Here is a 22,813-nt window from a genome sequence, read left to right as displayed (position 1 = left end):
CCAGGATAGATAACGTGGCGTTGATTACCCATTGAAACTTCCAGCTTTGCTATGTTTTGTTGCAGTTAAAATTGAGCAAGAACGGCTAAAAAACTATGTGGGTTAGTTCTATCACGGCGTATTTACATTACTTAGGGTTAATGCTGGCTTTTGGGGCTTTGGTTGTCGAAAGCCAATTTTTGAAGCAGGATTTCAGCTTACAAGCAGCCTGGAAAGTTGTTATGGCTGATGCGGTTTATGGCTTATCTGCTACAGTTATTCTTATTACAGGTATTTTGCGAGTCATCTACTTTGGCAAAGGAACCGATTACTATCTCAGCAACTCGGTTTTCTATCTGAAGGTGAGCATTTTTATCTTGGTAAGTTTGCTGTCTTTATATCCCACCTTCTCTTTTTTGTCTTGGATTAAAGATTTACGCAATGGCAAAACACCGAGTTTGGAATTAGCAAAAGTGCAGCGAATTTCTTGGATGATTAGAGGAGAATTATTCGGGTTTACCTTAATTCCTTTGCTAGCGGCTGTTATGGCTAGAGGAATTGGGGTGTTTTAAGCAACTAGGGGAAAAGGGAAAGGGAGAAAGGGGAAAGGATCAGGACTAGTCTATTTATTAAATCAATACCTTCGCTAATTTAGTAAAACTGTTGGCGAAGGTATTGTCTGTATTGGTAATTTAGCACTCAACACTCTTCTACAGACAGGGTTAGCGCGTCTCTGCAACTCAGCACTCATTAGACTTCTTGCACGAATACAAAACTTACCCTCATCCGAGAGCCCCTTCTCCCGAAATTGGGAGAAGGGGAGCCGATATCAAAGTCCCTCTCCCATGCTTGGGAGAGGGATTTAGGGTGAGGGCAAAGATTCATGCAAGAGGTCTATTACTGATAATGGATACCAGCTTGTTTAAATCTGTGCAGAACTTCGCCCAAGCGATCGCAATCTGCAATTAAACTTATCCTGACATATCCTTCGCCAGCAACGCCAAAGGCATTACCGGGAGTGACGACAACGCCGGTTTGTTGCAAGACATCTAGGGCAAAATCTGTAGAACCAACGCCTACAGGACATTTCACCCAGAGATACATTGTGGCTTTAGTTTTGGGAATATCCCAACCTAACTTGCCTAATCCTTCAATCAGGAAATCGCGACGAGTGCGGTAGCGTTGCTGGACTTCATGCAAATATACATCTGGCAGTTGCAAGGCGGTTTCTGCGGCTGTTTGTAAGGCAGCAAAAATCCCATAGTCCAAATTGGTTTTTAAAGTCCGCAAACCTTGGATGACATGGCGATTCCCCACCACAAACCCAACACGCCAACCTGCCATATTGTAGGTTTTGGATAAGGTGTGAAACTCTACACCAATTTCTTTTGCGCCGGGAATTTCTAATAAGCTAGTGGGTTGATAACCATCAAATGCTAACTCGGCATAACACAAATCATGCACTAAAAGAATTTCATGTTTCCTCGCAAAGGCAACGATTTCTTCAAAAAATTCCCGAGGTGCGGTGGCGGCGGTGGGATTGCTGGGATAGTTGAAATAGAGGATTTTGGCTTTTTGTGCCACTTCATCGGGAATTGCCCCTAAATCAATTAACCAGTCGTTTTCTGGCTTGAGAATCAAGCTATAAACTTGCCCGCCAGCGATTACCGGGCCGCGAAAATGGGCGGGATAAGCAGGAGATGGTACCAGAACGATATCACCAGGGTTGATGTAGGCGATCGCTAAATGAGCTAATCCTTCTTTGGAACCCAGGAGGGGCAAAGCTTCACTATCGGGATCGAGAGTGACACCGTAACGGCGATTGTACCAATTGGTAATGGCACGACGGAAATTTGCAGTCCCTTCAAATGGCGGATAGCCATGATTGGCGGGATTTTGCAAAGCTGCCATTGCCGCTTCTACCACCGGTTGCGGTGTCGGGCCATCTGGGTTTCCCATGCCCAAATCAATCAAATCTAACCCTTGTTCCCTCGCCTTTGCTTTTAGCTCATCTAGACGAGCAAATACATAAGGTGGTAGTTTCTGTATACGTTCTGCTGGGACAATCCAATCCAAACTCATTGCTCAACCTCGTCACTGATACCCCTGACTGAGACGCGATTTGTCGCATCTCGACTATCTACTGGTGCAGTGGTAGAAACCATCGCCGCCATTAACTGTTCCAGCGCTACTTTAAACGGTAGTCGATGGATATCGGAATTTGGATTGAGGGCGATTTCCGCAGCAGTTTGCAGTTCAGCTAGGGTAATGTTGCCCAATCCCAAATCACTCAATTTTTGTGGCAATCCAATCTCTGCATAGAATTTCACTAGCTGTTGTCTGGATGTGGCTGCTAGTTGATTGCCTTGTACCATTTCTTCTAAACGTAGTTGTACTAAGATGCCATAGGCAACTTTTTCACCGTGAATACTGCTATGTCCCGCAATGTGAGTTAAACCATTATGCACTGCATGGGCAGCAACAGTACGGCATTGTGCGCCTCCTAGTCCACCAACTACCCCAGCCATCAATACTGAAGCATCTACGACTGCTTGCCAATCTTCACTACCTGGCGCTTGCAAGGCGGCGACTGACTTTTGCAATAAAATATCGCGCAAAACTCGTGCTTGTTGCACAGCACCAATAATTAAAGTTTGTTGGGAATGTCCACTACTAACTGACGCTTCGTACCACTTGGCGATCGCATCTCCAATTCCCGCTACTAAGGTATGCTGTGGTGCGGTTTGAATCAAGTCGTAATCCAGGATTAACAAATCGGGACAGCGAGATAGCGCCACATCATAAAGAAACGCCCCATCCTCAGAATACACATTCGACAGGGCAGACCAAGCTGCACAGGTAGCCGCAGAGGTGGGAATTGTCACTACTGGTAATTGCAACTGATGGGCTACTAACTTCGCTGTATCCAGTGCTTTACCACCACCAACACCGATAATCAAATCAGCTTTATGTGCTTTTGCTGCTTTCCGCAAAGATTGCAAGCTAGCTTCACAGCAATCTGCACCATAGTCAGCTGCAGCGATATCTAATTTTTGCTGTTCTAAAATTGGCTGCAAACTCTCTTTAGTAATCGCCAGAGTTTGCTTTCCCGCCACAATTAAGGGACGACTCCCCAAACGCGCAATCTCTGCTGATGCCGTCTGCAATATGCTGGAACCACGAATTACTTTTGCTGGCGCGATCGCCAGCGTCAATAATGAACTAGGTGTTTGAGTAGACAAGGTCTGAGTAGAAATTTGATTGGGCATATAACTAGTTTGCCAAAACCTTGATATTTCTTAACAACTTAAAAGTGCAAATAGATGATGATGCCGGATAGTTATAAGTTAAGCTGTTTGCCACTATCAGCAATTCTGATGACTCAACTAATAAAATTGGGGAATGACATCAACTAAGCTGATTGCCAACTGGTGAAGCAGTTTGACAGTCTGGCTTAATTCTATATTGCCCATTATCCTGAAATTCCGAACTATCAAAGTTTTGAATAACCGTATAGTTAATTAACAATACCACTCCCAGATACTGAGGAAAAGTCTTTGGGCATTCGGGTTTGGGCTTTGAGGAACAGCCAATAATTTTCAGGACTTACGCAACTGGTACACTAATCTTCTGGTTTAAGAGTCAACAGTCAAGGGGAGCCACTGCGGTCTTGGGGTTTCCCCAAGTAGAGCAAGTGGCGTTCAAGGGTCAAAAATTCAAGTTTTTTGGACTTTTGACTCTGGACTCTGGACAGCCTAAACGAAAAAAATGTGGCACTTGGGTAAGTCCTATAATTTTTCCTCCCACCACCACCGATTGCCGACAGGTTGATTAACTTTTTCTAATTACTGGAATTGCTAAGTTAATATCTTAAACTAAAAAAAATCATTATTGTATACTGAAATACAAAAAAAACTATGTTTTCCTGATAACCGAAAAGATGACTTTTGTTTACAAGAATATACTTACTCAATCAAGCTAAATATTTCTGCAAAAACCTTGCCCTACATCAAAAATATCAATCTTTGGGTGGGAGAATATTGATTGCTTAACTAGTGTAAACAACACAATCCCAGACAATTTAGGAAACAGAGAATGCGATCGCTACATGAATAGGGGCGCAAAGTTTTGTGCCCCTCAAGATGATTAATGTATTGCCAAGATTGAAATGGAACTTGAAGCCTAAAAAATGCTTTTTGTTAGACTTGATCTGGTATTGCCAACATTTCTAAGCTGTAGGCTTTGGCAACTGAGCAAATTTTTCTGGGTAAAGTTCCACAGTGATATTAGAGTCATCGCGACTAACTAGCGATCGCTTCACCTGACCCAAGTATACAGGTACAGTTAACCCTGGTTCTGGGTGGGTCAAAGTCCGGGCACGAATCGTCATCTGACTGTCAACCTTAGTGCCTAAACGTCCATAAGAATAGAGATTACTAGCCGCTTGACGCAAAGTTGCATCTAATTCTGAGGTGGTAATTTGGGGTGTGATGGCAATTACGGCTTGTGTGGAACCATTGTCATAAACCAGAGAGTAGCGGACTGCACCAGGAATCACAGTCCGACTTAAAGGTACTAATGAAAGTGCAAATAAACCAGCTGTGACCACTAGCATAAAGCCAGTTGTACCCACCAGCCGAAAGCGGATACCCCATTTGAAAATAAAACTCAGGACTGCTAAGGCAGCAAATACCAACGTGGCAATCCCTGACCATTGGGTATATTGAAGAAAATCAGCTGTTGTGAGCATAAGCTTGGCTACGGAGGCATGAATTTTTGATTACAGACAAAACCATTCTACCGAGTGCTTACACCATCAACTTGCTGAGTTCTCAATGGTTAATCATGCTAATTTGAGATTGTTTGCTAGTCTGATAAGTTATGAGATGAATTTTTCTAAGCTGATACGCACATAAATCAAATATTCTGGCGTTAGGACTGTCAAGGGTCAAGAGTCCAAAGTCCAAGCTAGCCTTTGACTCTGGACTCTTGACTTTTGACAACCTGAGTGCAAAATATACAATTTGAATGCGTAACAGCTTATTAATAACGCTGACAATCAATTGCTAAACTACCATCCTGAGCAATTGCAATATCTACCCTGTATTCTGCTGGGCAAGTTTCTACCAAATTACCTTGAATAATTTTTATTTCCTCTGCAAGCTGGCAACTTTTTAACTGTCCTTTTTCATCAAAAAAGATGTAACTTTTGGCTTTACAAGAAAAATTTGATCCGCCTGTGCGAGAATTGGAGATTTGTAAATTTATATCGTGGCTCAGAATACAAGTTGCCAATGAACCATTAGAGTAATTATTAATAGTACCAGTTTCACAAACAATCGCCGCTTTAGCAGGCATAGATATGACATAACTGAGCGTTAATAAACCCAGAGAAGATGTGAAAATTCCCCACTCTGAAGAGCATGATTTCATGGAAAAATCCTGAGTTTTTTAATGATATATTCTTGATAATTTGATGAGTAAGAACATACATAAAAAAGGGCATCTCTTGGAGATGCCCGTCATGCAGGAAAACCCCCAGAAGGGTTGTCCTTACACCTTCCCAACAATCAGCAACAGTGACTAACTTTAATTAGCCACACTCACAGACGTGAATATGTTTATATTATTAAAAACAAGTTATAAGTGACTGCGGTGTATACACGGAAAATATGTAAGTTTTGATATATAGGAATCCTATTTTATTTGGAGATTTATTTATGAAGATAGAGAATCAGTAATACACAGGAAAATAACAAAGGCAAAGGATGAAATCATTATGATTGTGAATTCCTCAATCCCTATGATGCGATCGCCTATTAGGGGTTGTAGCCTAGCAGGGTGAAACCCAATACTACAAGGGATAGCGTTTTGAACTCAAAATAGGTTTTGGGGAAAAGGTTAAAGGTGAAGGGTTAAAGGTTTTTTCTTTCCCTTTTCCCCTTAAACGACAAGTATTGCGGTGAAACCCAGTTTAGCTTTTAAGTTTTACCTCTATTCTTAAAAATAAGCAATTTTGACAATAACTCAAGCAACAGCTGTGTAGAGGCGTAAAGCTTCGCGTCTCTACAGAGAATTGATGTGTTGCCAAGATTTTTTCAATATCAATGATGCTCAGATGACACATCACATTTTAAAAGCAACCAAAGATACAGTACATCTCGGTGGTTTTTCTCATTTACTAGCACCAGCAATCACTATTAATTCAGGTGACACGATTGAGGTAGAAACTTACAGTGGTTATTATGTGTCCGACAAAGCGCCACCTGAGTTTCTCACACCAGAATTTCTTGATATTTGCCAAAATTTAGCGCCGGAACGCAAAATTGCTGGCGGGCCGCATTTACTCACTGGGCCGATTTATGTGCGCGATGCAGAACCTGGGGATGTTTTGGAAGTAGAATTAACTGCGATCGCACCCAGTTTACCTGTAGGCTTCAACGCCATTCGTCAAGGTTGGGGCGCTTTACCCGAAATCTTTCCTCAGCCTGCTTTAAGATTTATTCCCCTCGATTTAGAAAACAAGATTGCAGAATTTCCTACAAATAGCGGCATCAAAATTCCTCTCAAACCCTTTTTTGGTATCCTTGGTGTTGCAACTCCCGAAACATCTCGAATTTCTATTCCACCAGGCTATTACGGCGGTAATATTGATAACCGGGAACTACAAGCAGATTCTCGGATATTTTTGCCAATTTTTGTTCCAGGTGCTTTATTTTCTATTGGTGATGGTCATGCTGCCCAGGGAGATGGTGAAGTTAATGTTACTGCTATTGAAACTTCGATGAACGGTAAAATTAAGCTCACTTTACGTAAAGATTTGCATTTCACAACACCAATCGCAGAAACTCTTACTGATATCATCACAATGGGTTTTGGTGAAACCTTAGATGCCGCCTTAGAATTAGCCTTGAAAAATATGATTGATTTCTTGGAGCGCTTTACAAATTTGTCGCCCGAAGAAGCGTATGTATTATGTAGTTTAGCCGTGAATTTTCGCATTACCCAAGTTGTCAACAGCCCTCAAAAAGGCGTGCATGGAATGCTACCGAAAGCAATTTTTTCTCATAAAATCAATTGGTAAATAAGTAGCATAGATATCAATACTGCTCGGTTAAGGATTTTCAACTTGGAATTTAGCTTGGGGAAAAGGTGAAAGGGGAAGGGTTAAAGTTTTTTTCTTGCCCCTTTTCCCCTTCCCCTTTTGCCCTTAACTGACAAGTATTGGTATAGATATTGTCTAATATTTGTCCAAAACCCAGAAATATCAAATGGTGAGCAGTGCCAGAAAAATTGCTTACCAATGAAAACTAACAGATTGCAATTAAAATTCAAAGACCATTGATTATGTCTAATATTCTCATTCAAATGTTGCTAATTGGTTTAGTTGCTGGCATTGCTGGCGGGATGTTTGGAATTGGTGGTGGGGCAATTATGGTACCAGCAATGGTATTACTGATAGGATTGGATCAAAAATTTGCCACAGGTACTTCCATTGCTGCACAAATTTTACCAATTGGGATTTTAGGAGCAGCAGTTTACTATCGCAATGGTCAACTAAATATTAAATATGCTGTGATTATTGCAGTCGGTTTAGTAATCGGCAATTTATTTGGGGCATTGTTTGCCAATCAGCCTTTTATTAGTAGCGAGACAATGAAGAAGTTGTATGGTATCTTTTTACTACTTTTAGGCGCTCGCTATTTATGGAATAACTGAAGAATATACCAAGTTGTTAGTTATTTTGTCTGAATTTGGGAATTGGGAATTGGGAATTGGTAATTGCAAAAAAAAATCTGACCCATGACCCATTACCGATTAATATAGGAAGCGCGATCGCATACTTGGCTAGGTAATTGCTATCATCAGTAAATCACGGTGCTAGGCTGCTTATATCGTTATCTGTAATTTAGATAACTCTTGACTGTTGATTCTTGAATGCCTGTAGGTAGACCACTAATCTGGCTGCCTTTAACTTTGGTTGAATTTCAATTACCTACAATGGATCGTCGGAATTTTCTCAAATATGTAACTTTAGCGGGGTCTAGCTTTGCCTTGACTAGCTGTATTCAAGGTAGAAGAAATTCCCAATTGCAAAGCGATGTCACCCCAACAGCCTCACCTGTAGTAGTCAACGAACCGCTAAAGGTGGGGTTTGTTTATTTAGGGCCTGTAGGCGATTTTGGCTGGACTTATGCTCACGATTTAGGTCGTAGAGAAATGGAAGCGAATCTTCAGGATAAGGTGAAAACTACTTTTATTGAAAATGTCAGTGAAGCTGATGCAGAAAGGGTAATTCGCCAGTTAGCAGTAGATGGTAGCAAATTAATTTTTACAACTTCCTTAAGCTACATGAACGCCACAATGAAAGTAGCTAAGGAATTTCCCCAAGTCATCTTTGAGCATTGTACAGGTTCTCAACTGGCTGCCAATGTCGGCACTTACTCCGGACGCTTTGAAGAACCTCGCTACTTAACCGGTATGATTGCCGGCAAAATGACCAAATCAAATATCATTGGTTTTATTGGCGCATACCCTATTCCTGAAGTCATTCGCGGGATAAATGCATTTACGCTAGGATTGCGAACCACTAATCCCCAAGCAAAAGTGAGAGTGTTATGGGTGCAAAATTGGTATCACCCTGCGAAAGAAAGGGAAACAGCCCAAGCTTTGATTAATTTAGGTGCAGATGTACTGACACAGCATACTGACTCGACTGCTGCTATGCAATTAGCCGCAGCCAAAGGTATTTATGCTTTTGGTTACAACAGTGACATGAGCAGCTTTGGTGCGAAAGCACACCTAACATCAGCAATTAATAAATGGGGAAAATTTTATATAGATACAGCCTTAGCTGTGATGAATAATACCTGGAAGCCACAACAGACTTGGAGTGGTATTGCTCAAGGTATGGTAGATATTTCCCCTATGAATCAGGCGATTCCTAGCGATGTTCAGCAATTAGTCAACGCCAAGCGCGAACAGTTTATTCAAGGTACAGCCCATCCTTTTGATGGCCCAATCAAAGACCAAAAGGGAGTTGTACGCGTACCCAAAGGTAAAGCGCTTGACGATCAACTACAAGAGAAAATGGATTGGTATGTTCAGGGAATTGAAGGGTCAATTCCTTAAGGACTCCAACTAGAAAATATACTATCGCTGTGTAGTTAGAAGAGCAAAGGGAGAAGAACCCCATCATCTTCGCTTCTATAGTTGAATCACCCAATTCTTTGGTGCATTCTTTTAACCAAAATACAGTTCAGTTAAGAAAATTAATTGATAACAAAACCAAAAAACTAGTTATACCAATTCAAATCATGTTTGCGACACATCAATATATTTTAGAGGGCACGGCAATGCGTGCCCCTACAATCTGCCACATTCTTTTTTAAAATTGTATTATACAATTCTCCAAAATATCGCTACACATAGGCAGTAGGGGGGCAGGGAGCAGGGAGCAGGGGGAGAATTATCTGTAGCCTGAATTAAGAGAAATGGTATTACTCAACCAAAAACCGAACAATAATTTTGGAGGGGGTTTGGGGGACGCAACCGTCACCCAATCGGGGGTTTGGGGGAGAATCCCCCAATTATGCTGGCTTCTTTAATAAAAGTGACAAATCAATCGCTAATGAGCTTAACCCAAGCGTCTTGTCTGTTAACCGCAGATTTACGCAAAATAATTTTGTAACACTCTGACAAGAACCTTCTCACTCTCCACCCTAGAGAGTAATACTGATTTCCCTAACTGAGCATAGTTAATGAGGTGTTAGACCCCTACTATCCAAATCAGGGTATTTACTGTATTATTAGTCAAATAAGTCAGAGTTTATATATTCTGGCAAAAATAAATGAGTGAATATAAGTAACCAAATTATTGGCTGATGCCTAAGTACCACAAGTTTTGCTCGTTACTTTGTGGTTCGATGGTACAGGCCCAAAACTAAGTAGGTAAGGCATTAGCCCTACCTATGGTAATTCATATGTTTCGGTCAATTTTTCAGTCCTAGATTTTTGTCAACTATTAACCTCATGTCTGAGGATAAGAATAAATGTTTTACAGGATTGACAGGTTTTACAAGCTTTGTCCTGTATAAATTGAACGTACTTCGCCATTACGCCGCACGATCGCTTCACCATTATTCACATCTACTAGTGTCCAACCACTGGAGCCGATGCTTTCACCAACAACAACGCGGTGGCTGACACCGTCGATTTTGAACAAAGCCGCAGATTTGTTGCCTAACTCTAGTATTCCTTCTAAAGTTTGAGTCGGAGCATAAACTTCTGGAACTGTGGCTACAACTTGGTGCTGGGATGCAGCAGATGCGGGTGCTGTAGCTGTGGGCAATTGTGGTGGTGCAACGCGGAATGATGCTACTGGTAATGTTGGTAGTAAATTTGATGATTGCTTGACGACAAGTGGTGCAGTTCGTACACCCACAGCTTTGAGATCTGGACGCACAGCAGCAGCATACATATTAACGCTCACCGGCTTGGCTGGTTTGCGAGGCGAATTTAAGGCTTTTTTCACCGGATTGAGCCGAGATGCAGCACCTACTGATGATATGGTTTTGGGAATACCTGGCAGCAGTGGTGGTGTATAGCGCATTGGGGAAGGCGCTTGATAAACGGGGATATATATGCGCTCAACAACGTTTGTTGAACGGACTGGTGCTGGTGGTGTATTATTCGCTGTCAAAGGCTGTGGTAAGACCACATTTCTGGCATCATTAGCTACTGCTACAGCTGCTGGTTTGGGATTAGCAATTCCTGGGGTGGCGTAGCTTTGATTGTTTCTGTTCTCTTGCTGATCGATGACTGATAATGCACCTAGCATATAGTCAACTAACTCAGCTTGCACATCAACTTTTTGCGGTACAGCACGGGGTGCAATCTGAAGATTGGTAGCTAAGTTGGGGACAACCGGGAAGGTGAAGGCTTTGGAGTTGAGCAAAAACAGAATCCCCGCGATCGCTACACCAACAATTGTTGTGCCGACAATCAGCAAGGTAGCAAAAGGCTTTCTGCTTTTTTTAATTTTGCGGGTAACTGCTTTGCGAGGAGCATTTTCAATTACAGTCTTTCTCACTGGGTTGTCTCTAATTTGAGACACTCCCTGGATATTTTGGTGTAGATCATCTGGTAAGACAATCTCTGGCATTCTTACTGTCTGTACAGGAATATATTGTACATTCACAGTTTGGGTAGGAAAACTACCGCTATAATCCAGAACATTGTCGATATCGGCAAATAGTTCATCCATCAAGCCATCAGCATAAACTTCAATCGTCCAAGGTTCATTGGAGATTAACTCATCTGACGCTTCCGGAATAATGAAACGGGTGCTGGCTTCTTTTAACATAGGCTTTGTGATGGTAGCTGCGAGGGCGGGGAGAAGCCGCCTCTACTGCCTGGGGATAGAGATTTTGGTTAAATATCCAACCTCCTGTCTATATTAGACAGGCTGATTGCTTGCTGGTATTAAATTCAACTGACAATCTAGAGACTGCTGATGATGCCAGTTCTTAATTCATGTCATCTATCATACCAATCTCTTCCCTACTACTATACTCAAGCTTCATGAAGTTTTTTTGAAACCAATGCTGGAAACTCTGACTGGCTCTTTGTTTTGCGTAATTCTAGATATATTAATAAAGCATTAATATCTGCTGGGTTCACGCCCCCAATCCGTGCCGCTTGACCGATGGTGAGCGGTTTTACTTTACTTAACTTTTCCCGCGCTTCTTTAGACAATGTATCAATTGTTGAATAATCTAAATCAGCAGGCAGTTGGCGGTGTGCTTGACGGGCAATTTGGTCAATCTGATTTTGTTGTCGCGCTAGGTAGCCAGCATATTTAATGTCAATTTCTGCCCCTTCTTTCTCAAATTGGTTGAGTTCCGTGTTACCTAGTCCATATTGTTCGAGCTTGACGTAATGGAATCCCGGACGGCGGAGTAAGTCAGCGAGGGTGATTGAACCTTTAATTGCTTGTTGGGTATCAGCTGCGATCGCTTTGCCAATTTCATCATGTTCTTTGACGCGGGTGGCGTGTAGCCGTTCTTTTTCGGCAATGATTTGGGCTTGTTTGCGGGTAAACATATCCCAACGGCGATCGTCTATTAAGCCAATTTCTCTACCCAAGGGTGTTAATCGCTGGTCGGCGTTATCAGAGCGTAGTATTAAACGGTACTCTGAACGACTAGTGAGCATACGGTAAGGTTCACGTAAATCTTTGGTACAAAGGTCATCTACTAAAGTTCCTATGTAACTTTGCTCACGGGGGAAGACAATCATTTCGCGATCGCGTGCAAATCTGGCGGCGTTTACACCTGCGACAAAGCCTTGGGCTGCGGCTTCTTCATAACCGGTGGTACCGTTAATCTGTCCTGCACAAAAGAGTCCCTCAATTTTCTTGGTCATTAGTGTGGGATAACACTGCGTTGCAGGTAAATAGTCATATTCCACCGCATAAGCCGGACGCAGCATCGCACAGTTTTCTAAACCGGGGAGACTCCGCAGCATTTGGATTTGCAGATTTTCTGGTAACCCTGTGGAAAACCCCTGAATATATAGTTCGGGAATGTCTCTACCTTCGGGTTCAATAAATATTTGATGGCTTTCCTTATCAGCAAAGCGCACGATTTTATCTTCAATACTGGGACAATAGCGGGGCCCCTTCGCTTCTACCCAACCACCATAAACAGGGGAGAGGTGCAAATTCTCTTGAATTAAGCGATGAGTTTCTGGTGTGGTGCGGGTAATATAACAAGGCATTTGTTCCCGTTCTACCCAAACTTCCGGGTCAAAGCTAAACCAGCGCACCTCTTCATCCCCAGGCTGGAGAGTCATTTTACTGTAGTCTACCGATCGCTTATCTACCCTTGCTGGCGTACCAGTCTTGAGTCTGCCAGTTTCAAATCCTAGTTTATTTAAAGTTTGTGTTAAGCCCTCAGCCGCAAATTCCCCAGCACGTCCCGCCGCCATCGATTTGTTACCCACCCAAATCCGACCACCTAAGAAAGTACCAGTAGTCAATATCACAGCTTTACATTGGAACGCCACACCGAAGTAAGTTTCAACGCCAACCACTTCATCATTAGCGCCTAACACCAAGTCTGTAGCCATCCCCTCACGGATGATTAAGTTCTCTTGATTCTCGACAATTGCTTTCATCACGGCTGCGTATTCTCGCTTATCCGTCTGCGCGCGTAAAGCCCACACAGCCGGGCCGCGTGAAGAATTGAGAATCCGCTTTTGCAAATAGGTGCGATCGGCCATTTTGCCAATTTCTCCACCCAAAGCATCAACTTCATGGGTTAATTGAGATTTAGCTGGGCCGCCTACTGCGGGATTACATGGTTGCCAAGCAATTTTATCTAAATTCAGCGTCAACAGCAGAGTGCGACAACCGAGGCGGGCAGTAGCAAGGGCTGCTTCACAACCGGCGTGACCTGCACCGACGACAATAACATCAAAAGCGTCTTGAAATTCAATGGAATTGTGCATGGTCATACTTACAAGGTCAACAAACTGAGAGTTATGTTCAATTTTAACTGATACCGTAATTTCATGGATGTCCTACTAGTAGTAAATTGTTATGAGAATAACTATATTTTCTCAATCAATAAAATTTGCTTGAGCTAATTTTAATGTCTATCAAATCTATCGTATTGTGTAATGTTGTAATAGCTTATGCTTGATTTAAGTTAAAATAAACGAGAAAAATTAATTTTAGTTTCATCGCTGCATCAATTATCAATATGAAAATTAATCAGATCGCTTATTATGATCGTGAGCTTGAGTGGCAATTTGAACCTATTTATTTTTCTGATTTAACCCTTCTGGTAGGTATATCTGGTGTTGGCAAGACTCAAATACTGAAATCAATTGTTTTTCTACAAAATATAGCACAAGGTGCTTCCTTCAATGGAATTAAATGGAATGTTGAGTTTACTACTAAAGATTCTATTGGTTATTCTTGGAGTGGTGAATTTGAAACAAAGAAAGTTGCTAGAATTATGATTAAAGGTGAAGAAAACAATAAAGATAAATTTAGAATTATTAACGAAGTTTTAAAGAAGGATGATCAGATAATTGTAGAAAGAGATTCTAAAAACATTAAATTTAAAGATAAAATTTTACCTAAGCTATCGCCATTTCAAAGTATAGTAGATATCTTAAGTGAAGAAGAAGACATTGCACCTGTTAAGAATGAGTTTGATAAAATAATATATAGTGATCAGTCAAGTTCTGTTGATGGAGTTCATTTTATTAAATATGTTCCTATAGCTAAAAAATATGCAAATCTCTCTTTAGATAAGATTCAAGAAAGTGATTTACCAATTCAGATTAAATTGGCATTAGTTTATAATAACTATCCTGAAGTTTTTAATCAAATAAAACAGAAGTTTATAGACATTTTCGTTCAAGTTGAAGATATAAAATTAGAGCCTGATGAATATGAGGAATTACCTGCACTTTTAACAGAATATCCTTTTGTTAAAATTAAAGAAAAAGAAGTTAAAAATTGGATTAATCAAAACCAAATTTCTTCAGGTATGTTCAGAACATTGATGCATATTAGCGAACTATATTTATCTGCTGAAGGCACAGTTATCTTAATTGATGAATTTGAAAATAGTTTAGGAGTTAATTGTATTGATATTGTCACAGAACTTTTATTAGAAAATAAGAAATTACAATTTATTATCACCAGTCATCATCCTTATATAATTAATAAAATTGGCATGGAACACTGGAAAATCGTAACTCGTAGAGGCGGTATTGTAAAAGCAAGAGACGCTAAAGACTTCAATCTTGGTAAATCTAGACATCAGGCATTTATGCAACTGATTAATCTTGATGATTATAAGGAAGGAATAGCCGTCAGATGAATCTTTACTTTCTTGTTGAGGGGAAAAGAACAGAAAGAAAAGTTTATCCTGCTTGGCTAGCTTATCTTTTACCAGAACTCAAACAAGTTAAAAATTACGATGAAGTTGAGAAAAACAATTACTATTTATTTAGTGCAGAAGGTTATCCTTCAATAATTTATGAGCATTTACCTAATGCGATCGCAGATGTTCAAGACCAGGGAAATTATAACTATCTTGTAGTATGTTTAGATGCAGATGAAAATACAGTTGGGGAGATACAAAATGAAATTTATGAGTTTATCTCATCTGAGAAAATTAAACTGGGAAATATTGAGCTTGTAATAATAGTCCAAAATAGATGTTTTGAAACATGGTTTCTTGGAAACCGAAACATTTACTCGAGACAGCCGCAAGATAGACCTTTACTAGATTTTGTTCGGTATTATGATGTCTCTGTTAACTGTCCAGAGTTAATGGATAAATATCCAGATTTTAATACTCATGCTCAGTTCCATGCAGCTTATTTAAAAGAATTATTTAAGGCAAAAAATATTAATTACTCTAAGAAAAACCCAGGAGATGTGTTAAAACCATACTATATCGAGCAATTATTAAAGAGAATTAAGGATCAAAACCAACATCTGCCAAGTTTTCAAACATTTATAGAGTTTTGCAATACTATTAGATTAAAGATATCCAATTAACCTATTAATGCAACCACTATTACGAAAATCAGCCTTATATATAATTACTTTCGCTTTGACTTTTATTTTAGCCGCCAGTAATGGAATTGTGCATCACCAAACAGTGATTAATACTGCACAGTTTAACAGTTGCTTAACTAGTATTTCCACACCATGTATTACACCAGACCCCACAACCTCAGAAACTCCCATTACGCCATTTACGCCTGATCCTCAACTAAACGAGCAACAGCGTTTTTTAACTACAATTGCCATTAAATTACCGACAATTCCCCAACCTGGAACTTTTGAATATATATTGCTGCGTAAATATGGTGCGCCATTTATTAATCAAAAAGCAGAAACCAAATTACCGCCAAAGGTTCTATTTGCCAATGAGCAAGAAACCAAAGAATTTCAATCTACTTTAGAAATGGTGAAAGTTAATGGTACTAAGGATTGTTATTTACAGCAATCAGCCGGATTAGCTTTTAATAAAGCACGAACGTTACAAAATATTCCCCTCAAATCAGGTTATGGTAGCGGTGATTGTACTCGCACTTTTACCACCAATTTAAGATTTTGGAACAAATATGCTAACAGTAGAATTTTAGATAAAGTCCGCCAAGGTAAAGAAACCGCTATCTTGGGAGTAGTTGCACCGCCAGGATCATCACAACATCTGTGGGGATTAGCTATAGATTTACGTGTTTCTCATCCCAAGCAAAGACAAGCTTTAAATCAAAATGGCTGGTTCCAAACCGTAGAAAATGATATTCCTCATTGGACTTATTTAGGTTTAACTGAAGCTGAATTACCTGTGTTTGGATTTAAAAAACAAGTCGTGAGGGGAATTACCTATTGGATTACGCCGATTTAAGTAATAAAAATCCAGAGTGAAGCGTCAAGAATTAAGGTCAATACTATCAGGCAACTACGCAGCAATTACAATCATCTCACTTCTACATAACGTAATTCAGCATTTTGATTTACTTCATCCATAGTTTCTAGATAGGCTTTAATTGCATGTTTGATATTTTCTAAAGCCTCTTCTTCAGTTTCTCCCAAAGTCCAGCATCCTGGTAACGCAGGACACCAAATAGCATATCCTATATGAGTTTTATTTAACTTTACTTTATAACGCATATCTAAGATAACCACTTTTGCCTGACATTTTATCTCGTTAAATTAAACAAAAATTGATCATTTGATACTGCACAAATTGAAAATATAAAGTTATATAGCCAAAATTGAGAATTTGTTGACACAAATCTTAATTTAATCGGAAAAGATTGAACTGACAATTATCCATAGACCATTACTTAACAGGGCTAAAGTCTCTGTACTTGTTTCCTATTCCCTATTCCCTGTTCCCTTGCCTAAAAGTGCAGGCATTTTTCTTTTCGCGATAACATATAAGCGCGAAGCTCTATCTATGGGTAGATATGTAATGATGCCTGTACGTCAAACCTTATCCCAGCCAGACTTACAACTGTCTTACTTAGAATGGCACCAAGGTGAAATACCCTTACTACTGTTACACGGCCTAGGTGACCATGCCCTTGTGTGGTCTAGCTTAGGGGATGATCTGGCAGCAGATTATCATATAGTTGCGCCAGATATGCGCGGTCATGGCGAAAGCAGCAAGCCGGAATCTCTATTAGATTACTCTTTTGAGAGTGCGATCGCGGATTTAGAAGTACTCATGGATCATTTAGGATGGTCTAGTGCCCATGTTGTTAGTCATTCGTGGACAGGTAAGTTAGCTGCAATTTGGGCGAGACAGCATCCAGAACGTCTACGCAGCATGATTCTGGTAGATCCGATTTTCATTTGGAAAATGCCCAACTTCTTCAAGTTGACATTTCCACTTTTGTACCGTGTGTTACCTTTTCTCAAAAGTATGGGCCCCTTCGTGAGTTATGAGGAAGCTGAAAAGCAAGCGCAGCAGTTAAGCCAGTATCAAGGCTGGACTTCCTTACATCAGCAGGTTTTTCAAGCCGGAGTTGAACAAAAACCCGATGGTAGTTGGGGTAGCAAATTTACTATAGCTGCCCGCGATGGCATTTTTGAAGATGTGATGCGCGTACCTGGGTTAATAGAACCTGTTTATCTCCCAACTCTGTTTGTGCAACCACAAAAAGGTGTCAACCGTCAAGAATGGCAACTTAAACCCTACAAAACCTATCTCAAAAACTTAAGTCTCTGCCAAGTTCCTGGTAATCATTGGCCATTCTTGACAAAACCAGAAGAATTTAACCGAACTGTGGAAGCTTTCTTAAAACAGCAGCAATGAGATAAATCTTAGAATCATTGGACGGGAACTCTCAAAGTTACCTGTAATTATTAAATATGAAGGATGAAGAAAACTCTGGAAGTCATTTCTAATTTTTCTTTTTTCATCCTTTATCCTTATATTACCTACTAGCCAGTCATGAGCCTTTGTATTAATCCCGCTTGTACTCAACCTCATCAATCAGGCCCGCAGGAATATCGCTTTTGTCAAAATTGTGGTTCTCAGTTGGACTTGCTGGAACGCTATCGGGTAATGCGGCTGATATGCGATAACTCTGGCTTTAGTAAGGTTTATGAAGCATACGAAAAAGATACACCTAAAATCATTAAGGTACTACAAGCAAATCTTGGTGCTGACCCGAAGATAGTAGAATTATTTCAGCAAGAAGTAGCTGTATTGGGACAATTAAATCATCCTGGTATACCGAAGGTTGATGGCTACTTTCAATATAAAACCAGAGATGGTTTGCTGTTACATTGCTTGGTAATGGAACAAATTAACGGGATTAATTTAGAGCAATGGCTTAAACAGCATGATAATGTTCCTATATCTCAAACACAAGCTATAGCTTGGTTGAAACAGTTGCTAGAAATTTTAGTGGTATTACATGGTAAACAATACCTGCATCGAGATATTAAGCCATGTAATATTATGATTCGTAATTCTCCAGAGAACCAGACTCAGGAAGATGGCGGAGATTTATTTTTAATTGATTTTGGCACAGCTAAAGAATTAGCCAAGTCTTTAACTGGTGTAAATGCAATTATGTCATCTGGTTATAGCGCCCCAGAACAACTGCATGGTGAAGCTGTACCGCAATCAGATTTTTTTGCTTTAGGACGCACCTTTGTATTTTTATTGACGGGATACCATCCCTTAGATATGTATGATATTCAGCATAATGTTTTGCACTGGCGCAATCGTGCTAATCATATCTCAACATTACTGTTAAATTTAATTGATTGGTTGATGTCACCAGAGATAGAAAAGCGTCCCGCCAATGCCCAAGAGATTTTACAGCGTTTAGAGGAAATTGAAAAACAAATAAATGCAAATTCAACAGTAAATCTAGGGCATAACGTCCAAATTGAACAGCCATATTCACCAACTAGTAAAACTTTATTAGCTAAACCCAGACCGCATCTTTTGGCATTAATTGCTGCACTAATTGCTTCCTTGGGATTGCTGTGGGTGCTAGCTTTAATTCTAGGAAATTTAAAACTGAATTTTATTCCTAATTATGGACAAGCACCGGAACGAAAAGGGAAGGTAGATTATTTTCCTTATGAGGAAGGTAGGGATAGTAAAGGGAGAGCAGCAGAATTTAATATTGCAGTGTTATCAGTTGAATATAAGTGGTTGTTAGGCAGTAATTTTCAAATTAAATATAACGATAGTATTATTAGCCTAGAAGTTTTAAAGTTAAATTTAGAGCAAGAGGGTATACAGAGAATTATGGAAAATCCCACAGAGATAATCTCTGTAGGTACAGCTTCTTGCGAGGGTGATGTTGCCACTGAACAAAGTAGGGCTTTAGAACGTTCTAAACAAATCCAACTTTTAGCGAAAAAATTATTTAGCGGTACTGTTAAAAATTATCGCTTATTAAATTTGGGACAATTTCAGCGCAGTGATTGTCAGGTAAATCAAGATTTAACTGCATATCAAAGAAGTATTATTATTATTGGGGTAAAGCAGAAATCAGATGGTGTAATTCTGGATGAAGCTTTGAGGAATAGATTAGAGAAGAAGCCTTTTGCTGATTTTAAATTAGAAGATTATTCTTTAGGTTCGCCCCAGAAGTTTAAGACAATACCGAATAATTTATAGTAGAATGCGTTAGCAAAAAGCTAACGCATCCTCCGAATTGTTAACTGTGTTTCATTCCCCATTTATCCACAGTTCTCAACTCAATTAAGTGGAAAAGGTAATTCACAGCTAAACCTAAACTCGCAATTACGACTAACCCAGCAAATACACGATCCGTTTGCAGAAAATAACGACTATAGTTAATATGCCATCCCAAACCCCCAGCGGCTCCCCCTGTACCAAAGACTAACTCCGCCGCAATTACAGTGCGCCAGCCAAAGGCCCAAGCAGTTTTCCACCCCGTTAAAATGTGAGGTAATGCAGCCGGGAGCATAATTTCTCGCACCAATCGAAACCCTTTGAGTCCCAGGTTTTTCCCCACCATCAAGACTGTAGGATTAATGGTGCTTAATCCTGTTTCCGTATTGAGAGCGATCGGCCAAGTTGTAGCATGGGCAGTAACGACAATAATTGATAGGGGAGTGAACCCAAACCAAATGATTACTAGAGGTAAAATTGCGATCGCAGGTAAGGGGTTGAACATGGAACTCAGCACTACGAGTAAATCTTGACCAAAGCGGGAAACTTTGGCGAAAGCTGCTAAACCTGTACCCAAAATTACACCCGCTAGCATCCCAGTACATAATATTGATAAGGTACTGAGTGTTGATTGCAGTAATTTTTGACTCAACAAATCCTGTATTAATACTTGTAATACTGATAAGGGAGTGGGAATCAGTAAGGCGGGAACTTGACTAACCGATACATATACTTGCCAAAGTATAATCAGCAAGCAAAAAATTCCCACACGTCTGAAGGTGCGGTTGGTGATGAGAGAGGTATATTTTTTGGCTGTGCGAGGTGTCAATTTCATGGGGGAAGGGGAAATGGAGAAGGGGGAAGGGGTAGTGCTGAGTTGGAGAGACGCGATTAATCGCGTCTGTACAAGAGTCAAAAATTATTTATTCTCCTTGTCCCCTTCCCCATCCCCTCCTGGGGCGAATAGGAATCAGTTGTGAGTAAGCTGCGTAAATAGGTAGCAATTTCGGTAAATTGATTGCTATTAATGTCTTCTATTTGGGATGTATCTACAATTTCTTTCACGGTTCCGGGTACAGGTGTCATCACTGCAACTTGATGTCCTAGGAAGATGGCTTCTTCTATGGAATGGGTGATTAAAATCAAAGTTACCCCTGTACTGTGCCAAATATTATTGAGTTCATATTGCAGTTGAGTACGGGTTAAAGCATCGAGTGCTGCAAATGGTTCATCCATGAGCAAAACTTGGGGTTTAACAGCCAAGGCGCGCGCGATCGCCACTCGTTGTTTCATCCCACCTGAGAGTTGATGCGGATATTTATCCCTAGCTGCGGAAACTCCCACTAATTCCAGATATCTGCAAGCTTCAGCAATGGCGGTTTTACCTCTGGCTTTATTTGTCGTTTCCAACGCATAAACTACATTTTGCAATACAGTTTGCCAAGGTAAAAGCTGTTCAAAGTCTTGAAAAACAATCATTCTCTCGGGACTGGGTGTGGTGATGCGCTTACCTGCGATTAATAATTCGCCACTAGTGACAGGTACAAAACCTGCGATCGCTTTTAACAGCGTACTCTTTCCACAACCAGAGGGGCCAATAATGGCAAACTTTTCTCCTGATTTCACACTAAAGCTAACATCTTGTACAGCTGTAAATTTCTGCTTACTATCGTTGTAGCTAATATGCACATTTTCGGCTGCAATTAACGAGTCTAAATTTGCCACAAATTAATCTCCTCCAGCACCTTTAAGTGTCGGTAAAGTTAATTCATCAATTGATTTTGGCTGCTTATTTAGCATCCCGATTTCCTGCATAAATGCGGCATATTTAAGAAAAGCTTTTGGCTCTGTACCGTAGGCGACTGCTTTATTCTTCAGCCATTTTTGATATTGTGCATCTGATACCTTACCGCCATCTATCTGCGAGAGAATTTTTGCGGCTTCATCAGGCTTGTCATTTAAAAGTTTAGTAGCGTTGGCTATGGCATTATACAAAGCCTTATTAAACTCAGGGTATTGATTGTAGAATTTTTCCGTAGCAAATAAGCTAGCAACGCTAGTCTTGCCAAATATATCTGAACTTTTAATTAGCACTCTACCTCCTTGATCAACTTCCTGAAATTGAAAAGGTGGTGAGGTAAAATGAGCATCTATTTGACCGTTGAGTAGAGATTGTAATCCTAAAGGATGAGCAATTACTTGTAGGTTGTTATCTAGCGCTGTAGGATTTCCTAATTCTTGTTGTGCCAGCTTTCGCACCACCATCGCTTGTATTCTATCTAGAGATGGTAAACCAATTTTCATTCCGGGTTGGAAATCTTTGATACTTTTAATATTATTATTCTTGGTGACTAACCAAAACTCACTATGGCTCAGTGAAGTTAAGATTTTCCAGCCTACACCTTTATCCCACCCTACAAGAAAAGCGCCAATACCACTAGCGCCAACTTGTATTTGATTAGCAATAATGCCATCCCTAATAGCTGCACCATTCGATAATTCTTTCCAGGCAAACTGTGTCTTAGGGAATTGTTTTTCTAAAGTTTGCTGTTGCTTAACAATTAGGAGGTTAGCGTAATTAATTCCCGGTTGATAGGCAATGGTGACTGTTGCTGGTGTTTGTGAAGTAGTTTGATTAGCAGAGGTACAAGCTACAAATACAAACACCAATAGTGATAATCCAATTAATGAATACCACTTTTTGAATTTATTGAAGATTATCATCTGTCCTGATTTCTATAGATTTATGCAGTTTGTTCAATAATTTGTTGCTCAATTAGCTCTCGGATTTGAGATTTTTTTGGTAGATCAAGAGAAGATATTGCCTCTGCTAATGCTTCTCAGGAGATTTTTCGTTTAACAATGGCTAGCATTTTTCTCCTAATTGGCTATTTTTCTAGCATTTTGACATGATTATGCTGTCAATTTTAGACGATCGCGCTGCTAAAACCGCAGCACTTGCTTTAGGAATTCCCGTGAGGGGAACTCTGGGTGTGATTTTACTTGCTAAACGGGAAAGTAAGCTAGCAGCCGCTAGACCGATTTTTGAGCAACTAGTTCAAGTTGGTTTTAGAGTTAGTACACAAGTTGTATAGTCAGCGCTGAGACTTGTTGATGAGTAGTTA

General features: G+C 40.2%; 20 protein-coding genes. 10 read left to right on the top strand and 10 right to left on the bottom strand.

The genetic code is table 11. The annotated features are described in order from the left end of the window. Window positions 1-95 precede the first annotated feature (95 nt). Window positions 96-551, top strand: coding sequence for a DUF2214 family protein (locus HG267_RS02700; protein ID WP_045870837.1), 456 nt, complete (start codon window positions 96-98; stop codon window positions 549-551). 325 nt (window positions 552-876) lie between these two features. Here HG267_RS02700 and HG267_RS02695 read toward each other — a convergent pair whose 3' ends face one another. The 4 genes from HG267_RS02695 to HG267_RS02680 form a co-directional block, all read right to left on the bottom strand. After that, entirely contained in the window at window positions 877-2,061 is a 1,185-nt protein-coding gene (locus HG267_RS02695; protein ID WP_045870838.1) for an aspartate aminotransferase, read from the bottom strand. Next, a complete protein-coding gene (locus HG267_RS02690) occupies window positions 2,058-3,248 on the bottom strand; it encodes an iron-containing alcohol dehydrogenase family protein (protein WP_045870839.1) in 1,191 nt (396 codons plus the stop codon). The genes HG267_RS02695 and HG267_RS02690 overlap by 4 nt, the downstream gene beginning before the upstream one ends. 959 nt (window positions 3,249-4,207) lie before the next feature. Then, window positions 4,208-4,729, bottom strand: coding sequence for a Ycf51 family protein (locus HG267_RS02685; RefSeq protein ID WP_045870841.1), 522 nt, complete (start codon window positions 4,727-4,729; stop codon window positions 4,208-4,210). A gap of 293 nt (window positions 4,730-5,022) precedes the next feature. Further along, complete coding sequence (locus tag HG267_RS02680; RefSeq protein ID WP_045870842.1) at window positions 5,023-5,412, bottom strand: hypothetical protein; 390 nt, start codon at window positions 5,410-5,412, stop codon at window positions 5,023-5,025. A 685-nt stretch (window positions 5,413-6,097) separates the two neighbouring features. Between HG267_RS02680 and HG267_RS02675 the strand changes: the two genes are divergently transcribed. The 3 genes from HG267_RS02675 to HG267_RS02665 all read left to right on the top strand — a co-directional run bounded on the left by HG267_RS02675 (window position 6,098) and on the right by HG267_RS02665 (window position 9,111). Next, window positions 6,098-7,063: an acetamidase/formamidase family protein gene (locus HG267_RS02675; protein WP_045870980.1), complete on the top strand. Its 966-nt coding sequence runs from the start codon at window positions 6,098-6,100 to the stop codon at window positions 7,061-7,063. A gap of 263 nt (window positions 7,064-7,326) precedes the next feature. Continuing rightward, entirely contained in the window at window positions 7,327-7,698 is a 372-nt protein-coding gene (locus HG267_RS02670) for a sulfite exporter TauE/SafE family protein (RefSeq protein WP_045870843.1), read from the top strand. Between the two features lie 282 nt (window positions 7,699-7,980). Next, window positions 7,981-9,111, top strand: a complete 1,131-nt coding sequence (locus HG267_RS02665; RefSeq protein WP_045870981.1) for a BMP family ABC transporter substrate-binding protein — start codon at window positions 7,981-7,983, stop codon at window positions 9,109-9,111. A 943-nt stretch (window positions 9,112-10,054) separates the two neighbouring features. On the opposite strand, the gene HG267_RS02660 is transcribed toward HG267_RS02665, so the two are convergent. Beyond that, the gene (locus tag HG267_RS02660) at window positions 10,055-11,344 is read right to left on the bottom strand and encodes a hypothetical protein (RefSeq protein ID WP_045870844.1); all 1,290 of its coding nucleotides are present in this window, start codon (window positions 11,342-11,344) and stop codon (window positions 10,055-10,057) included. 209 nt (window positions 11,345-11,553) lie between these two features. Continuing rightward, window positions 11,554-13,497: a tRNA uridine-5-carboxymethylaminomethyl(34) synthesis enzyme MnmG gene (mnmG, locus tag HG267_RS02655; protein ID WP_045870845.1), complete on the bottom strand. Its 1,944-nt coding sequence runs from the start codon at window positions 13,495-13,497 to the stop codon at window positions 11,554-11,556. A 248-nt stretch (window positions 13,498-13,745) separates the two neighbouring features. On the opposite strand from mnmG, the gene HG267_RS02650 reads away from it, so the two are divergent. The 3 genes from HG267_RS02650 to HG267_RS02640 are packed head-to-tail and all read left to right on the top strand — an operon-like array spanning window position 13,746 to window position 16,424. Next, the gene (locus HG267_RS02650; protein ID WP_045870846.1) at window positions 13,746-14,879 is read left to right on the top strand and encodes an AAA family ATPase; all 1,134 of its coding nucleotides are present in this window, start codon (window positions 13,746-13,748) and stop codon (window positions 14,877-14,879) included. Then, window positions 14,876-15,565, top strand: a complete 690-nt coding sequence (locus HG267_RS02645) for a hypothetical protein (RefSeq protein ID WP_045870847.1) — start codon at window positions 14,876-14,878, stop codon at window positions 15,563-15,565. Before HG267_RS02650 ends, HG267_RS02645 begins: the two co-directional genes overlap by 4 nt. Before the next feature lie 7 nt (window positions 15,566-15,572). Next, complete coding sequence (locus tag HG267_RS02640; RefSeq protein ID WP_045870848.1) at window positions 15,573-16,424, top strand: D-alanyl-D-alanine carboxypeptidase family protein; 852 nt, start codon at window positions 15,573-15,575, stop codon at window positions 16,422-16,424. A 71-nt stretch (window positions 16,425-16,495) separates the two neighbouring features. On the opposite strand, the gene HG267_RS02635 is transcribed toward HG267_RS02640, so the two are convergent. Next, a complete protein-coding gene (locus tag HG267_RS02635; RefSeq protein WP_045870849.1) occupies window positions 16,496-16,690 on the bottom strand; it encodes a type II toxin-antitoxin system HicB family antitoxin in 195 nt (64 codons plus the stop codon). Window positions 16,691-16,997: 307 nt separating this feature from the next. On the opposite strand from HG267_RS02635, the gene HG267_RS02630 reads away from it, so the two are divergent. After that, window positions 16,998-17,840, top strand: coding sequence for an alpha/beta fold hydrolase (locus HG267_RS02630; protein WP_045870982.1), 843 nt, complete (start codon window positions 16,998-17,000; stop codon window positions 17,838-17,840). A 138-nt stretch (window positions 17,841-17,978) separates the two neighbouring features. Further along, window positions 17,979-19,670 carry a serine/threonine-protein kinase gene (locus HG267_RS02625; RefSeq protein WP_045870850.1) on the top strand — a complete coding sequence of 564 codons (1,692 nt, stop codon included), beginning with the start codon at window positions 17,979-17,981 and terminating at the stop codon, window positions 19,668-19,670. Window positions 19,671-19,710: 40 nt separating this feature from the next. Here HG267_RS02625 and HG267_RS02620 read toward each other — a convergent pair whose 3' ends face one another. The 3 genes from HG267_RS02620 to HG267_RS02610 form a co-directional block, all read right to left on the bottom strand. Beyond that, window positions 19,711-20,523 (bottom strand): ABC transporter permease, encoded by an 813-nt coding sequence (locus HG267_RS02620; RefSeq protein ID WP_045870851.1) that lies wholly within the window; start codon window positions 20,521-20,523, stop codon window positions 19,711-19,713. Between the two features lie 77 nt (window positions 20,524-20,600). Then, a complete protein-coding gene (locus HG267_RS02615; protein WP_045870852.1) occupies window positions 20,601-21,413 on the bottom strand; it encodes an ABC transporter ATP-binding protein in 813 nt (270 codons plus the stop codon). A gap of 3 nt (window positions 21,414-21,416) precedes the next feature. Next, window positions 21,417-22,412, bottom strand: coding sequence for an ABC transporter substrate-binding protein (locus HG267_RS02610; protein ID WP_045870853.1), 996 nt, complete (start codon window positions 22,410-22,412; stop codon window positions 21,417-21,419). A gap of 191 nt (window positions 22,413-22,603) precedes the next feature. Here HG267_RS02610 and HG267_RS02605 point away from each other — a divergent pair, with 191 nt between their 5' ends. Further along, window positions 22,604-22,783: a DUF3368 domain-containing protein gene (locus HG267_RS02605; protein WP_228045585.1), complete on the top strand. Its 180-nt coding sequence runs from the start codon at window positions 22,604-22,606 to the stop codon at window positions 22,781-22,783. Window positions 22,784-22,813 lie beyond the last annotated feature (30 nt).

The sequence above is a fragment of the Tolypothrix sp. PCC 7601 genome, from assembly GCF_025677855.1.
Lineage (GTDB): Bacteria > Cyanobacteriota > Cyanobacteriia > Cyanobacteriales > Nostocaceae > Aulosira > Aulosira diplosiphon.
The sequence above is the reverse complement of the archived record's forward strand: the minus strand, read 5'-3'. Positions and strand labels throughout refer to the sequence as shown.

Bases quoted from the DNA above. Each gene is read 5' to 3' on its own strand.
- HG267_RS02700 (WP_045870837.1), top strand. From the start codon at position 96: ATGTGGGTTAGTTCTATCACGGCGTATTTACATTACTTAGGGTTAATG.
- HG267_RS02695 (WP_045870838.1), bottom strand. From the start codon at position 2,061: ATGAGTTTGGATTGGATTGTCCCAGCAGAACGTATACAGAAACTACCA.
- HG267_RS02690 (WP_045870839.1), bottom strand. From the start codon at position 3,248: ATGCCCAATCAAATTTCTACTCAGACCTTGTCTACTCAAACACCTAGT.
- HG267_RS02685 (WP_045870841.1), bottom strand. From the start codon at position 4,729: ATGCTCACAACAGCTGATTTTCTTCAATATACCCAATGGTCAGGGATT.
- HG267_RS02680 (WP_045870842.1), bottom strand. From the start codon at position 5,412: ATGAAATCATGCTCTTCAGAGTGGGGAATTTTCACATCTTCTCTGGGT.
- HG267_RS02675 (WP_045870980.1), top strand. From the start codon at position 6,098: ATGACACATCACATTTTAAAAGCAACCAAAGATACAGTACATCTCGGT.
- HG267_RS02670 (WP_045870843.1), top strand. From the start codon at position 7,327: ATGTCTAATATTCTCATTCAAATGTTGCTAATTGGTTTAGTTGCTGGC.
- HG267_RS02665 (WP_045870981.1), top strand. From the start codon at position 7,981: ATGGATCGTCGGAATTTTCTCAAATATGTAACTTTAGCGGGGTCTAGC.
- HG267_RS02660 (WP_045870844.1), bottom strand. From the start codon at position 11,344: ATGTTAAAAGAAGCCAGCACCCGTTTCATTATTCCGGAAGCGTCAGAT.
- mnmG (WP_045870845.1), bottom strand. From the start codon at position 13,497: ATGACCATGCACAATTCCATTGAATTTCAAGACGCTTTTGATGTTATT.
- HG267_RS02650 (WP_045870846.1), top strand. From the start codon at position 13,746: ATGAAAATTAATCAGATCGCTTATTATGATCGTGAGCTTGAGTGGCAA.
- HG267_RS02645 (WP_045870847.1), top strand. From the start codon at position 14,876: ATGAATCTTTACTTTCTTGTTGAGGGGAAAAGAACAGAAAGAAAAGTT.
- HG267_RS02640 (WP_045870848.1), top strand. From the start codon at position 15,573: ATGCAACCACTATTACGAAAATCAGCCTTATATATAATTACTTTCGCT.
- HG267_RS02635 (WP_045870849.1), bottom strand. From the start codon at position 16,690: ATGCGTTATAAAGTAAAGTTAAATAAAACTCATATAGGATATGCTATT.
- HG267_RS02630 (WP_045870982.1), top strand. From the start codon at position 16,998: ATGCCTGTACGTCAAACCTTATCCCAGCCAGACTTACAACTGTCTTAC.
- HG267_RS02625 (WP_045870850.1), top strand. From the start codon at position 17,979: ATGAGCCTTTGTATTAATCCCGCTTGTACTCAACCTCATCAATCAGGC.
- HG267_RS02620 (WP_045870851.1), bottom strand. From the start codon at position 20,523: ATGAAATTGACACCTCGCACAGCCAAAAAATATACCTCTCTCATCACC.
- HG267_RS02610 (WP_045870853.1), bottom strand. From the start codon at position 22,412: ATGATAATCTTCAATAAATTCAAAAAGTGGTATTCATTAATTGGATTA.
- HG267_RS02605 (WP_228045585.1), top strand. From the start codon at position 22,604: ATGCTGTCAATTTTAGACGATCGCGCTGCTAAAACCGCAGCACTTGCT.